11 protein-coding genes are annotated in these 12,886 nt (G+C 70.1%); 9 read left to right on the top strand and 2 right to left on the bottom strand.

The features are described from left to right. Positions 1-280: 280 nt before the first annotated feature. Complete coding sequence (locus tag TsocGM_RS11645) at positions 281-1,432, bottom strand: Gfo/Idh/MocA family protein (protein WP_126725542.1); 1,152 nt, start codon at positions 1,430-1,432, stop codon at positions 281-283. A gap of 512 nt (positions 1,433-1,944) precedes the next feature. Here TsocGM_RS11645 and TsocGM_RS11640 point away from each other — a divergent pair. From TsocGM_RS11640 to TsocGM_RS11605, 8 genes are all read left to right on the top strand, one after another. Beyond that, entirely contained in the window at positions 1,945-3,009 is a 1,065-nt protein-coding gene (locus TsocGM_RS11640) for a ferrochelatase (protein WP_126725546.1), read from the top strand. 224 nt (positions 3,010-3,233) lie between these two features. Further along, the gene (gene rfbB, locus TsocGM_RS11635; RefSeq protein ID WP_126725541.1) at positions 3,234-4,301 is read left to right on the top strand and encodes a dTDP-glucose 4,6-dehydratase; all 1,068 of its coding nucleotides are present in this window, start codon (positions 3,234-3,236) and stop codon (positions 4,299-4,301) included. Further along, the gene (gene rfbA, locus TsocGM_RS11630) at positions 4,298-5,209 is read left to right on the top strand and encodes a glucose-1-phosphate thymidylyltransferase RfbA (RefSeq protein ID WP_126725540.1); all 912 of its coding nucleotides are present in this window, start codon (positions 4,298-4,300) and stop codon (positions 5,207-5,209) included. The genes rfbB and rfbA overlap by 4 nt, the downstream gene beginning before the upstream one ends. Then, positions 5,206-5,772, top strand: coding sequence for a dTDP-4-dehydrorhamnose 3,5-epimerase (rfbC, locus tag TsocGM_RS11625; protein WP_126725539.1), 567 nt, complete (start codon positions 5,206-5,208; stop codon positions 5,770-5,772). Before rfbA ends, rfbC begins: the two co-directional genes overlap by 4 nt. A 44-nt stretch (positions 5,773-5,816) precedes the next feature. Then, positions 5,817-6,716 carry a hypothetical protein gene (locus TsocGM_RS11620; protein ID WP_126725538.1) on the top strand — a complete coding sequence of 300 codons (900 nt, stop codon included), beginning with the start codon at positions 5,817-5,819 and terminating at the stop codon, positions 6,714-6,716. A 189-nt stretch (positions 6,717-6,905) separates the two neighbouring features. Next, entirely contained in the window at positions 6,906-7,985 is a 1,080-nt protein-coding gene (locus tag TsocGM_RS11615; protein WP_126725537.1) for an NHL domain-containing protein, read from the top strand. A gap of 69 nt (positions 7,986-8,054) precedes the next feature. Continuing rightward, positions 8,055-9,206 carry a YheT family hydrolase gene (locus TsocGM_RS11610; RefSeq protein ID WP_126725536.1) on the top strand — a complete coding sequence of 384 codons (1,152 nt, stop codon included), beginning with the start codon at positions 8,055-8,057 and terminating at the stop codon, positions 9,204-9,206. Further along, a complete protein-coding gene (locus tag TsocGM_RS11605) occupies positions 9,179-9,517 on the top strand; it encodes a hypothetical protein (protein WP_158633506.1) in 339 nt (112 codons plus the stop codon). The genes TsocGM_RS11610 and TsocGM_RS11605 overlap by 28 nt, the downstream gene beginning before the upstream one ends. A gap of 107 nt (positions 9,518-9,624) precedes the next feature. Here TsocGM_RS11605 and TsocGM_RS11600 read toward each other — a convergent pair whose 3' ends face one another. After that, complete coding sequence (locus tag TsocGM_RS11600; protein ID WP_126725534.1) at positions 9,625-10,905, bottom strand: MFS transporter; 1,281 nt, start codon at positions 10,903-10,905, stop codon at positions 9,625-9,627. A gap of 224 nt (positions 10,906-11,129) precedes the next feature. Here TsocGM_RS11600 and TsocGM_RS11595 point away from each other — a divergent pair, with 224 nt between their 5' ends. Then, a complete protein-coding gene (locus tag TsocGM_RS11595; RefSeq protein WP_126725533.1) occupies positions 11,130-12,725 on the top strand; it encodes a DUF4070 domain-containing protein in 1,596 nt (531 codons plus the stop codon). Positions 12,726-12,886: the final 161 nt, after the last annotated feature.

Genomic DNA, 12,886 nt, shown 5'->3' with positions numbered 1-12,886 from the left:
AAGCTGCGTCGGGCGACGACCTTGAGCTGATCGTCGAGGACGCACAGGACGATGGTCTTCTTGTGGAGGTCGATGCCGACGTGGTGCACGGGAGTCCTCCGGTTCGGTGGGGCAGGAGTTCGGTTCTGCACCTCCAGTCTTCCACCGGCTCGGGGCCCCGGGCCCCGTCGGCTCGACCTCCCCTCTCATAGTTTCAACGAGGCGGCGCAACGTGTTGCGCCGCCTCGTGTTCTCGATTCGATCCGGAGCGCACCGATCGCGCTCCGGGGGCGTACCGGGGTCAGAAGGTGGGGATCTTCACCTGCTTGCCGCCGTTCATGGCGGATTCATGGGCGCAGAGGCCGACCATCGTCCAGTTGGCCGAGGTCTCGGCGTCGGGGAGGGCGGGGCGTTCTCCCTTGATGGCCATGAGGAAGGCGTGGGCCAGGTGGGGGTGGCTGCCGCCGTGGCCGGCCCCTTGGGTGAAGGAGAGGTGCTCCTCCCCCTCGCCGCCGTAGACCCCTCGGGTGGTGAAAGCCTGGATCGGCTCGGGGAGCAGGTGGGCGTAGTCGGGCACCGTGACGCGCTGGGGGATCTCAGGCTCGGGGATCGGATGGGCCTGGGTGCTCTTGGTGTGGATGATCGGCTCCTCGTTCTCGATCTGCTGCCACTCGAACGACTTCTTGGAGCCGTAGGCGTCGAAGCTTTCGCGGTACTGGCGGGCGGTGTCGAACAGGGAGCGGGTGACCTCGGCGCAGACGTCGGAGTCCTTGATGGTGAAGGTGGCCGTTTCGATGGCGAAGGGGCTGCCATACTTGGGGATCAGCTCCTCCCGGATCCGGCCGGAGCCGTAGCAGGAGACGACGTCGGCGTGCTTGCCCAGGATCGCCAGGCAGGGGCTGACGCAGTGGGTGGCGTACCACATCGGAGGCAGGCCGGGCCAGTAGTCGGGCCAGCCGTCCATGTCCTGCTGGTGGGAGCCGCGGAGGAACTGCAAGCGGCCGAGCTCTCCCTTGTCGTAAAGCTCTTTGACGAACAGGTATTCGCGGCTGTAAACGACCGTCTCCATCATCATGTAGACGGTGCCGCTCTCGCGCTGGGCCTCGACGATCTGGCGGCACTCGTCGATGCTGGTGCCCATCGGCACCGTGCAGGCGACGTGCTTGCCGGCCTTCAGCGCGGCGATCGACTGCGGGGCGTGGTCGGGGATCGGGCTATTGATGTGGACGGCGTCGATCTCGGGGTCGGCCAGCAGCTCGTCGAAACTGGTATAGCGCTTGGCGATGCCGAAGCGGTTGCCGCACTCGTCCAGCGCCGCCTTGTTGCGGCGGCAGATGGCGTGCATCTCGGCGTCGGGGTGCTTCTGGTAGATCGGGATGAACTCGGCCCCGAAGCCCAGGCCGATGATCGCCACCCGGATCGGGCGGTCGGTGATCGTCTTCGTTGTCGCCATGATCGGTCGGTCCCCGTCCTCGCCGGGCCGGAAGGGGAGGGCGGCCCGGCCTCGCCTCGATGGGATCGCCCCGTCGCCCGGGCGCAGACCGTGATCCTCCGGGCCGGGGGCGTTCGGCTGCAAGATAGGCCCGCCGGCCTCCCATCGCAAGGGCCGAGCCCCGCCGACCGCTCCCGAGCCCGGAGCCTCCTCCTTCGGGCGGACCTCGGTCCGGTTCTCCCGGCCGGGACGCCCCCGGGACGGGAGCGGTCCGGAGCCGGGTCAGGGATCGTCGAGAAGGGAAGGCCGGGGATCGTCTCGGTGGTGGCGAGGGGGGGCTCCCCCCTCCTGGGGAGCGATCGATCCGACGGCTCGCTCCTCGATCGGCTTGATCTTGTGGGTTGCGGACCGGGAACATCGGGATCATATTCAGAGGAGCGCCGACTCATCCCAGGCCAAGCGATGCGATCATGATCCAAGCGCCGACCCCTCTCCCCGCCACCGACCCCACGCCGGGCATCGCTGGCCCTCCGGTGGCGGAGTTGCCTTATGACGCCATCCTCCTGGTCAGTTTCGGCGGGCCGGAGGGGCCGGACGATGTGCTTCCGTTCCTCGAGAACGTCCTCCGGGGCCGCCCCGTCCCCCGGGAGCGGATGCTCGAGGTCGCCGAGCACTACCGGAGCTTCGGCGGAGTCAGCCCGATCAACCAGCAGTGCCGGGACCTCATCACCGCCCTCCGCCCGGCGCTCCGGGAGGCCCAGGTCGAGCTGCCGATCTACTGGGGCAACCGCAACTGGCAACCGATGCTCCCCGACACGATCCGACAGATGGCCGACGACGGCATCCGGCGGGCCCTGGCGGTGGTCACCTCCAGCTTCAGTTCCTACTCCGGCTGCCGCCAGTACCGCGAGAACATCGAGGAGGCCCGGCGCCAGGTCGGCGAGGACCGCGCCCCGATCGTCACCAAGATGCGCGTCTGGTACAACCACCCCGACTGGATCGCAGTCAACGCCGAGCGGGTCCGGGACGCCCTCCGGACGATCCCCGCCGACCGCCTCCCCTCGGCCCGAGTGGCCTTCTCGGCGCACAGCATCCCCGAGGCGATGGCGAGGAACTGCGACTACGTCGCCCAGCTCACCGAGTCGTGCCGCCTCGTCGCCGAGACGCTCGGCCTTCCCGAGGAGCGCTGGGCGCTGGTCTACCAGAGCCGAAGCGGCAGGCCGGAGGATCCCTGGCTGGAGCCCGACGTGCGCGACCACCTGCGGGCCATCCGATCGGCCGGCGCGACCGACGTCGTCGTGCACCCGATCGGCTTCACCTCCGACCACATCGAGGTGCTCTTCGACCTGGACGAGGAGGCGAGGCGCACCGGAGCGGAGATCGGGCTGAACGTGGTCCGCTCCGCCACGGCCGGCACGCATCCGAGGTTCGTGGCGATGCTCGCCGAGCTGATCAAGGAGCGCATCACCGCCTCCCCGGTCCGCCGCGCCATCGGCCGGTGCGGCCCGAGCCACGACGTCTGCCCGCCGCTCTGCTGCCTGCCCCCGGCCCGACCGTCCCGGCCCAGCGCCCCTGGCGGGGGCCCGCCGGGGGGATGACGCGGCCCGAGGCGGTTGCGATGGAGCAACGCGTTCTCCGATCGGGCGTTGGGGGGGCTCGGCCGGGCTTGTTCGCCGGGGGGCGATCTGTCAGAATGCCGACGACCCGGGGAAATCCCCCGACCGGGGCGATCGACGCCGAGGCGCGTCTGCCCCCCGATCCCGGCCCCTCGCGCCCCCGCTCCATCGAGTCTCCTCCCAACCGCCTCGGAGGGCCCGCCCGGATGAGGATCCTCGTGACCGGCGGAGCCGGATTCATCGGCTCGGCCCTGGTGCGCCAGCTCATCGGAGAGACGAGCCATGAGGTCGTCAACGTCGACAAGCTGACCTACGCCGGCAACCTCGACTCGCTCGGCCCGGCCCTGGACGATCCCCGGCACCACTTCGAGCGGGTCGACATCTGCGACGCCGCCGGGGTCAAGCGCCTCTTCGACCAGTACCGGCCCGACGCCGTGATGCACCTGGCTGCCGAGTCTCACGTCGACCGCTCCATCGACGGCCCGGCCGCCTTCATCCAGACCAACGTCACCGGCACCTTCTGCCTGCTGGAGGCGGCGCTCTCCCACTGGCGGTCGCTCGACGCCCCGGCCCGGGACGCCTTCCGGTTCCTGCATATCTCCACCGACGAGGTCTTCGGGTCGCTCGGCGCCGAGGGGTTCTTCACCGAGACGACCCCCTATTCGCCCAACTCGCCGTACTCGGCCAGCAAGGCCAGCTCCGACCACCTTGTCCGAGCCTGGCACCACACCTACGGCCTGCCGACGCTGATCACCAACTGCTCGAACAACTACGGGCCGTACCAGTTCCCCGAGAAGCTCATCCCGGTGATGATCCTCAACGCCCTGGCCGGCAAGCCGCTGCCGATCTACGGCAAGGGGGACAACGTCCGAGACTGGCTGTACGTCGACGACCACGCCCGGGCCCTCCGCCTGGTGCTGGAGCGGGGCACGCCGGGCCAGACGTACAACGTCGGCGGTCACAACGAGAAGACCAACATCGAGGTCGTCCGCACCATCTGCGCCTTGCTCGACGAGCTGGCGCCGGAGTCTCCCCACCGGCCTCACGAGTCGCTGATGACCTTCGTCACCGACCGCCCGGGGCATGACAAGCGCTACGCGATCGACGCCTCCAAGATCGGCCGGGAGCTGGGCTGGACCCCGGCCGAGACGTTCGACACCGGGCTGAGGCGGACGGTTCAGTGGTATCTGGAGAACACCGAGTGGTGCGAGCGCGTCTCCTCGGGCGCCTACCGCGATCGCCTCGGCCTGCAGCGGGAGCAGCAGTCGGCATGAGCACCGCCACCGCCACCCCTTACGTCAGCGACCGCCGCGGCCTCATCCTGGCCGGCGGCCTTGGCACCCGGCTCTATCCGCTGACCCGGGTGACCAGCAAGCAGCTCTTGCCGGTCTACGACAAGCCGATGATCTACTACCCGCTGAGCACCCTGATGCTGGCGGGAATCCGAGAGATCCTGCTGATCTCCACGCCGACCGACCTGCCCCGCTACCGGGACCTGCTCGGCGACGGCTCCCAGTGGGGCCTTCGCCTCGAATACGCCGAGCAACCCCGGCCCGAGGGGCTGGCCCAGGCGTTCCTCATCGGCCGCCGGTTCATCGGCGACCGCCCCTCCGCCCTGGTCCTGGGAGACAACCTCTTCTACGGCCACGGCTTCCCCGAGATGCTCCAGCGCGCCTCCCGCCAGCCCGACGGCGCCACGGTCTTCGGCTACCACGTCACCGATCCCCAGCGCTACGGCGTCGTCGAGTTCGACGCCAACCGCAAGGCCATCAGCATCGAGGAGAAGCCGACCCAGCCCAAGTCCAACTACGCCGTGGTCGGCCTCTACTTCTACGACAACCAGATCCTCGACATCGCCGCCAACCTCGAACCCTCCCCCCGGGGGGAGCTGGAGATCACCGACGCGAACCTCGAATACCTCCGCCGCGGCCAGCTCCGCGTCGAGGTCATGGGCCGGGGGATCGCCTGGCTCGACACCGGCACGCACGAGTCGCTCGCCCAGGCGTCCGACTTCATCCGAGTGATCGAGCAGCGCCAGGGCTGGAAGGTCGCCTGCGTCGAGGAGGTCGCCTACCGCATGGGCTACATCGACGCCGAGAAGGTGCTGGAACTCGCCGCCGGGCTGAAGAACGAGTATGGCCGGTATCTCGTCGACCTGGTGGAGCGCGAGCCGCTGCGATGAACGTCATCGAGACCGAGCTTCCCGGCGTCCTGATCCTCGAGCCGAAGGTCTTCGGAGACGACCGCGGCTTCTTCCTTGAGACCTGGAACCAGGCCCGATACGCCGAGCTGGGCCTCTCCGGCCCCTGGGTGCAGGACAACCTCTCCTACTCCGGGAGGGGAGTCCTCCGGGGGCTGCACTACCAGCACCCGACGGCGCAGGGGAAGCTTGTGAGTGTGCTCAAAGGAGAGGTCTTCGATGTGGCCGTCGACATCCGCCTGGGCTCCCCCACCTTCGGCCGGTGGGCCGGCGTGACGCTCTCGGCGGCCAACAAGCGGCAGTTCTGGATCCCCCCCGGCTTCGCTCACGGCTTCGTCGTCACCGGTGACGACGCCCTGTTCTGCTACAAGTGCTCCGGCCACTCCTACTCCCCGAAGGACGAGGGGAGCGTCCGCTGGGACGACCCGGATCTCGGCATCTCCTGGCCCGTCGACCAGCCGACCCTCTCCGCCAAGGACGCCGCCGGTCTCCCCCTGAAGGACATCCCCCGGGACCGCCTCCCCCGGTTCTCCCCGGCCGGCTGACCCCCTGACGGAGGGGATCGCCCCGGGATGGGGCCCCATCGCCGATGCACATCCTCCTCAGTTTCCGGAACGTCCGCCCCCCCTCCCGGGCCGCCCTCGGTCTGTTCGACCCGGCCTCCGGGCGCTTCCGGATGGCCCTCGAGCTCCCCCCCGGCGGCCTCCGCTGCGACGGCCTGGGCGGCCTCGCGCTGGCCGGCCGGACCCTCTGGGTGGCCTCCTCCCCCTTCCGGCACCTGGGAGAGGCCGAGCCCTCGCTGCTCGCCCTCCGGGCCGACGACCTGATGCCCGAGGCCCGCTACCGGCTCGGCGGCCTGGCCGGGGTTTCCGCCCTCTGCTGGCACGAGGCGACCCTCTACGTCCTTTCTTCCGGCTCCGGCGAGGTCGTCGCCTTCCGCGCCGACTCCGGCCGACTCGTCGACCCCGACGACCGCTTCTCCTGGCGCCCCCGGATCGCCGTCGAGGGCCGCGCCGACCCCGAGCTGACCGATCTGGCCTTCTTTAGGAACGAGCTGTACGCCTCCGCTGTCGACCGGCTCGGACCGGATGCCTTCCTGTTCAACGTCACCCGGGACGCGATTGCCGCCCGGGCCCTCCAGGATCCCCAATCGCTCGCCGTCCTGGGAGACGCCCTCGGCTACGCCGCCGGCCGGTTCGGCGCCGTCCATCTGCTCGGGGAGGACTTCTCCCCGAGCCGATCCGCCGGCCTCGAGGGCGACTGCCGGGGGCTCTGCCTGGCCGACGGCTCCGCCTTCGCCTCCTCGACCACCCCCGACGGCCGCTGCCTGCTCCATCGCCTGGCCCCCGACGACCTGGCTGTCGAGCGGATCGAGACGCTGCCGGTCGAGGGCCTGGAAGTCGCGGCCCTGCTGCCGGTCGAGGGGGCCGGCGCCTGGCCCGATCCCCCTGAATCACTCTGGTTCGAGACCTTTGGCGAAGGGATCTGACCGGGGAGGCCGGCTTCCTCGATCAGCCGGGCCTCGGGCCCGTTTCTCCGAACCGGTGGGACCGGACCTCCGCCGAGCGTCCCGAACCGAGATCGTCTTCCGTGGAGGCCTCGGGTCGGTCAGAATAGGCCCTTCCCGCGGCGATCCGAAGCCCCATCGACCCGATCGACGAGACCCGGGACCATCGCCATGCCGCCCCTGATCCTGACCCTGGTCCTGCTCCCATCCCCTTCGAGCCAGGCCCCGATCATCGAAAGCCTCGTCGGCACCGGCCAGGCGGGAGACTCGGGGGATGGCGGCCCGGCGGCCGAGGCCCAGCTCGACCAGCCGTTCGACGTGGCCTTCGACGCCGACGGGAACCTGTACCTCTCCGACACCTTCAACCACCGGGTCCGAAGGGTCGACGCCCGCACCGGGATCATCACCACCGTCGCCGGCAACGGCCGCAAGGGGTTCTCGGGAGACGGCGGCCCCGCGACCGAGGCGAGCCTGGACGAGCCCTACGGCATCTGCCTCGACCGCGAGGGGAACCTGTACCTCGTCGACCGCCTCAACCGCAGGGTCCGCAAGGTGGACGCCGAGGGGATCATCACCACCGTCGCCGGGACGGGGACCAACGCGAGCAGCGGGGACGGCGGCCCGGCCTCGGTCGCCGCGCTGGTCGAGCCGAACGGCGTGGCACTCGACCCCGAGGAGACGACCCTCTACATCGCCGACGTCTCCGGCCACCGCGTCCGAGCGGTCGACCTTCGCACCGGGGGGATCCGAACCGTTTCCGGCACGGGAGAGCCCCGCCATTCCGGCGACGGCGGCCCGGCCCGCGACGCGAGCCTCCACGGGCCGAGGGCGGTCGAGGTCGGGCCGGACGGCACCCTGTACATCCTCGAGCGCAACGGCAATACCCTCCGGGCGGTCGACCCCCGCTCGGGGATCATCCGCACCATCGCCGGCACCGGCCGCTCGGGGTACTCCGGCGACGGCGGGCCGGCAATCCTCGCCACCTTCAACGGCCCGAAGGAGATGGCGATTGCCGACGGCGCCATCGTCATCGTCGACACCGAGAACCAGGCCATCCGCACGCTTGATCTCGCCTCGGGCCGGATCGGGACCGTCGCCGGCTGCGGTGTCCGGGGAGGCTCGGGGGACGGCGGACCGGCGACCGAGGCCCAGCTCGACCGCCCCCACGGCGTGGCCATCGCTCCTGACGGCTCGATCCTGATCGGAGACACCAACAACCATCGCATCCGCCGGGTCCGTCCCGCCGAGTGATTGCCGATCGCCCTGCGACTCCCTCGGCCGCCGTCCGATCCCCCGTCTTTCCCGGTCTGCCTCCCCGCCATGATCGAACCCGACGCCCCCGGCTCCCTCGCCGCCGACTTCCCCGCCTTCGAGCCCCACCCGATGCTCCGAGGGGGCCACGCCCAGACCCTCGCCGGGGCCCTGATCCGGGGGAAGCCCGTGCTTCTTCCCGTCGATCGGGTCGAGCTGGAACTGGACGACGGCGACCGGCTCGTCGTGCTGGAGAGCTCCCCGGCCGACTGTCCGGCCGACCGGCCGATCGTGGTGCTCGTGCACGGCCTGGCCAGCCACGCGGAGAGCGGCTATCAGGCCCGGCTCACCGACCGCCTGCTCCGCCTGGGGCTCCGGGTCATCCGGGTCAACCTCCGCAGCGCGGGGGCGGGCCTGGGGAAATCCCGGGGAATCTACCACGGCGGCCGGAGCGACGACATCCGGGCGGTGGCCGAGTGGCTGGCCCGCCGCTTCCCCGAGGCGCCGATCGGCCTGGTCGGGCTGTCGCTCGGCGGGAACATCGTCCTGAAGCTGGCCGGGGAGGCCAGCGACCAGCCGGTGCCCAACCTCGACTGCGTGCTCGCCGGCAACCCGCCGATCGACCTGGCCCTCTGCTGCTCGAACCTGCAGCGATTCCCGCTGAACCTGTACGACCGGTATTTTGTCCGGAAGCTCGTCTCCGACATCCGTCGCCTGCACGAGCTGGTGCCCGAGCTCGGGCCGATCGACCTGGCCCGGGTGCGGTCGATGGTGCAGTTCGACGAGTGGTACACCGCTCCCCGGAACGGGTTCTCCGGAGCACTAGACTACTACCGGAGGGCCAGCGCCGGGCCGCTCATCCCGGCGATCCGGGTTCCCGGGCTGGTCGTTCATGCCCTGGATGACCCGTTCATCCCCGCCTCGCCGTTTATCTCGGTCGAATTCCCGTCCCAAATCCGTCTGGAACTTGCTCCTCGGGGAGGCCATCTCGGGTTCGTGTCGAGGAGGCGGTGGGGTCCCGACCGCCGCTGGCTCGACGCCCGGTTCGCCCACTGGTTGGCCAGGCACTGGGGGCGATCGCCGAGCGCGACCGCTCCGGCCGTCCCGGGCGATTCCGAGCTGCAGGCCATGACCAGTCTTTCCGAGGTCGAACGCCAGGCGGTGCCATGTCTCGACCAGTCCAATCCTCCGATTTGCTCCAGGCCGCCGTCTCCGTCCTGAACCAGGCCCGGGAGGCGATGCTCGACCAGATGGCCGAGACCGTCCTCTCGATGGCGGACGAGTTCGCCGAGGGCGGCTTCCAGGTGAACGAATTCCTTGAGCTGAACGGCTCGCGGCTCCACTTTCTCTGTTTGCTCATCTCCCAATTGGAGCAGCTGGGAGAGCTTCGGGCCCTGTCGTCGCCGCCCACTCCCGCCAGGGAACGGAAGCGGGAGAAGCGTTCCCGTCGCTGGGACCAGTCCCCGGTTCGGCCGCCGGGTGAGGAACCATCCTCGACCTGCAACGAGGAGGTCGGCAACGAACCGGGATGAGCCGCGGCAGGAGCACCCCGACCGAAGGCGGGATGGCCAGCGCTGCGAGGGGCCGACCGTGCCGGATCGCCTGACCGATCGGGCCGGGTTCGCGCTCCGGGCCGGGATCAGTTCGTCCGGCCGCCGGACCCCGGCGCGGGCCCGACGGCCGGGACCGCGATTCCGGCCGGGGAAGGGGCGGTCGAGGCTCCAGGAGCGGCCCGGCCCATTTGGAAGGCGCGGCGGGACAGGCCGGCCCAGGCGACGAGCAGGACCGCGTTGACCGCGAACGGCACGATGAAGACCACCGCCGAGTCGCCCGACCGGCCGACCACCACGCCGGCCAGCAGGTTCCCCAGCAGCGCCCCGAAGCCGGCGGTGATGACCGTGTGCAGCCCCTGGGCTCCGGCTCGGCGGTGCGGCGGGGCCTGGCTGTCGAGGAACATCTGGCCGGCGACCGTGAAGCAGCCGATGCCGATGCCGTGCAGCGGGATCCCCGCCACCGCCAGCCAGAGCGGCGGGTCGAGCATCAGGACGCCGTAGCGGACGACCCAGGCGAGGATGCCCAGGGCGAGCGTCCCGCGGTCCCCCAGGCGCCGGAACATCCAGGGCAGGGCCCAGAGGGCGGCGATTTCCGGCACCTGGCCGAGCGTCATCGCCGGGGCGACCCAGCGTCGGGGCAGCCCGATGTGCTCCAGGTAGGTCGGCTGGACCTGGAACATGTAGGGGATCGTCAAGGTGACGCCGAAGGCGGTCACCAGGTAGAGCGCCACGATGGGCCTCCGGACGAGCAGCCGGGCGTCGTCGGCCGCCTCCGACCAGCCCAGGCCCCGGCCGCCGACGGCCAGGGGGGGCGTGCGGGGCAGGAGCAGGCAGTAGAAGGCGAACAGCATCGCCGCGACGGCGCCGACAGCGAAGGCCTCCGAGGCGCCCCTCGGCCCGTCGTCCGAGCCGGTCATCGCCATCACCTGGGCCACCACCCAGCCGGCGACCATCCAGCCGATCGTCCCCCAGAGCCGGACCCCGCCGAACTGCTCCCGGGGCCGGGCCAGGTTGCGCAGGGCGATGGCGTTGCTCAGGCCCGAGGCCGGCGCCACGACCAGCCAGTAGACCAGGAACAGGGCGAAGATCGGCCAGGCCCCGGCGACCCACTCCGAGGCCATCAGGCCGAGCAGGGCGGCGGCGATCGCGTAGATGATCGCCATCAGGCGGTCGGCCGGGATGAGCCGGTCGGCCAGCTGGCCGGCGCCGATCGGGGCGGCGAAGCAGCCGATGGCGAACGTGGCGAAGATCCAGCCGCGGGCTTCTCCGGAGAGGCCGAGATCCTTCAGGTGAACCGCCAGCAAGGGATACCAGGTGCCCTGCACGGCGTAGAGCAGGGCCATCATGATCGCCAATCGAGCGCGCACCGAGATCCTCCCGAGCCATTCCGTCCGCGGGTGACTCGGAAATCATAGTGCGGAGGGGAAGGCCGGCCGAGGCCCGGGACTTGCACCCGGCCGGGAATCGGCCGAGGGGATGGGCCGATTCCTTGCGATCGGGCGCAGCGTGGCGGAGCCGGTCCGCCTATGATGTGGCGCCCCGACGCCGGTCTCGAGGGCCGTCCCCCGTCCGCCGCGCTTCAGGAGGGCCAATGGCCGACATTGTTCTGATCAATCCGAAGTTCGAGATCTCCTACTGGGGGCTGGAGCATGCCCTCCCCCTGATGGGGAAGAAGGCCAACCTGCCCGTCGCGGCCCTGCCGCTGCTGGCGGCCCTGACCCCGGAGGAGCATTCGATCACGCTGATCGACGAGAACGTCGAGCCGATCGACTTCGACCGCTGCGCCCGGGCCGACCTCGTCGGTCTGACCGGCATGAGCGTGCAGCGGTTCCGGATGACCCAGATCCTCGAGGAGCTGAAGCGCCGAGGCTGCTTCACCGCCGTCGGCGGGCCATACGTCACCGTGCAGGAGGATTACTTCGAGGGGCTGGCCGACGTCATCTTCGTGGGGGAGGCTGAGCGGACCTGGCCCCAGTTCCTCCAGGAATGGCCGCAGGGAAGGCACCAGTACCGGTATGAGCAGGCCGAGAAGACCGATATGTCGACCGTGCCCACGCCTCGGTTCGACCTGATGAAATCCAGCCGATATGCCTTCGGCTCGGTCCAGTTCTCTCGGGGCTGCCCGTTCCAGTGCGAGTTCTGCGACATCATCGTCACCTTCGGCCGGAGGCCGAGGATCAAGACCGCCGGCCAGGTGATCGCCGAGCTGGAGGCCATTCGCCGCGAAGGGCTGCGGATCGTCTTCGTCGTGGACGACAACCTGATCGGCAACAAGCGGGCGATCAAGCCGATCCTCCGCGCCGTCGTCCAGTGGCAGCAGGCCCACGCCTATCCGCTCACCTTCTTCACCGAGGCGTCGCTCGACCTGGCCGACGACCCGGAGCTGATGGACCTGATGGTCGAGGCCAACATCCTGTTCGTCTTCATCGGCATCGAGACGCCGAACGAGGCGTCGTTGAAGGAGACCAAGAAGCTCCAGAACCTGAGGCAGGGGGGCTCGATCGTCGAGAAGGTCCACCGCATCCAGAACGCGGGGATGGGCGTCTGGTGCGGAATGATCATGGGCTTCGACAACGACGACGAGACGATCTTCGAGGCCCAGCGTCAGTTCCTGCACGAGGCCCGGATCACCACCGCGATGACCGGGATGCTCCACGCGATCCCGAAGACGCCCCTCTATGACCGCCTGCTGGCCGAGGGGAGGCTCGACCTGGACGACCGGCCGGCCTTCGGCACCAACGTCATCCCGCTGAAGCTCTCCCGACAGGAGCTGCGCGACGGCTACATCCGGGTGATGAACCAACTGTACGAACCCGACGCCTACTTCGAGCGGATGGAGGACCTGTTCATCCGGGGGAACCTCCAGCTCGGCCAGGGGCGCGCCCGATGGTGGCGGACGCATCGGCTCCGGCAACTGGCCTCCGAGACGATGTGGCTGGCTCAGTCGATCGGCCTGTTCCTCCGGCTGATGACCGCGGTCCCCGATCCGGGGCTCCGCCGAGAGTACCGCCGCCGGTTGTGGCGGTTCTTGAAGCATCGGCGGAACCCGGGGATGACGCTGGTCTACCTGCTTCACATGGCCATGCATTACCACGCCTTCACCCTGGCCCGGTCGCTGCGGTCGGCGATCGAGCGGTCGGGAGGAGAGGAGTCGGAGCGGGAGGCGGTCCTGATCAACAGCTTCTGAGGAGCCTCGGGAGGAGGACGGGCAGAGGGGGGGGCGGGGGCGGATCGATTGAAGGGGGCCGGCCGGTCGTGCCGATAGAAGAATCTTGAGGCGAGCCTGGGGTTCGGGCCCTCCCGACCCGGGGGGGCCGGCCGGGCCGCCGGTTCTTGATCGGGGCGGAG

This window comes from Tautonia sociabilis (assembly GCF_003977685.1).
Taxonomy (GTDB): Bacteria; Planctomycetota; Planctomycetia; order Isosphaerales; family Isosphaeraceae; genus Tautonia; species Tautonia sociabilis.
The sequence above is the reverse complement of the archived record's forward strand: the minus strand, read 5'-3'. Positions and strand labels throughout refer to the sequence as shown.

Excerpts from the sequence above, each read along its gene's own strand:
- TsocGM_RS11645 (WP_126725542.1), bottom strand. The coding sequence starts at position 1,432 with ATGGCGACAACGAAGACGATCACCGACCGCCCGATCCGGGTGGCGATC.
- rfbB (WP_126725541.1), top strand. The coding sequence starts at position 3,234 with ATGAGGATCCTCGTGACCGGCGGAGCCGGATTCATCGGCTCGGCCCTG.
- rfbA (WP_126725540.1), top strand. The coding sequence starts at position 4,298 with ATGAGCACCGCCACCGCCACCCCTTACGTCAGCGACCGCCGCGGCCTC.
- rfbC (WP_126725539.1), top strand. The coding sequence starts at position 5,206 with ATGAACGTCATCGAGACCGAGCTTCCCGGCGTCCTGATCCTCGAGCCG.
- TsocGM_RS11620 (WP_126725538.1), top strand. The coding sequence starts at position 5,817 with ATGCACATCCTCCTCAGTTTCCGGAACGTCCGCCCCCCCTCCCGGGCC.
- TsocGM_RS11615 (WP_126725537.1), top strand. The coding sequence starts at position 6,906 with ATGCCGCCCCTGATCCTGACCCTGGTCCTGCTCCCATCCCCTTCGAGC.
- TsocGM_RS11610 (WP_126725536.1), top strand. The coding sequence starts at position 8,055 with ATGATCGAACCCGACGCCCCCGGCTCCCTCGCCGCCGACTTCCCCGCC.
- TsocGM_RS11595 (WP_126725533.1), top strand. The coding sequence starts at position 11,130 with ATGGCCGACATTGTTCTGATCAATCCGAAGTTCGAGATCTCCTACTGG.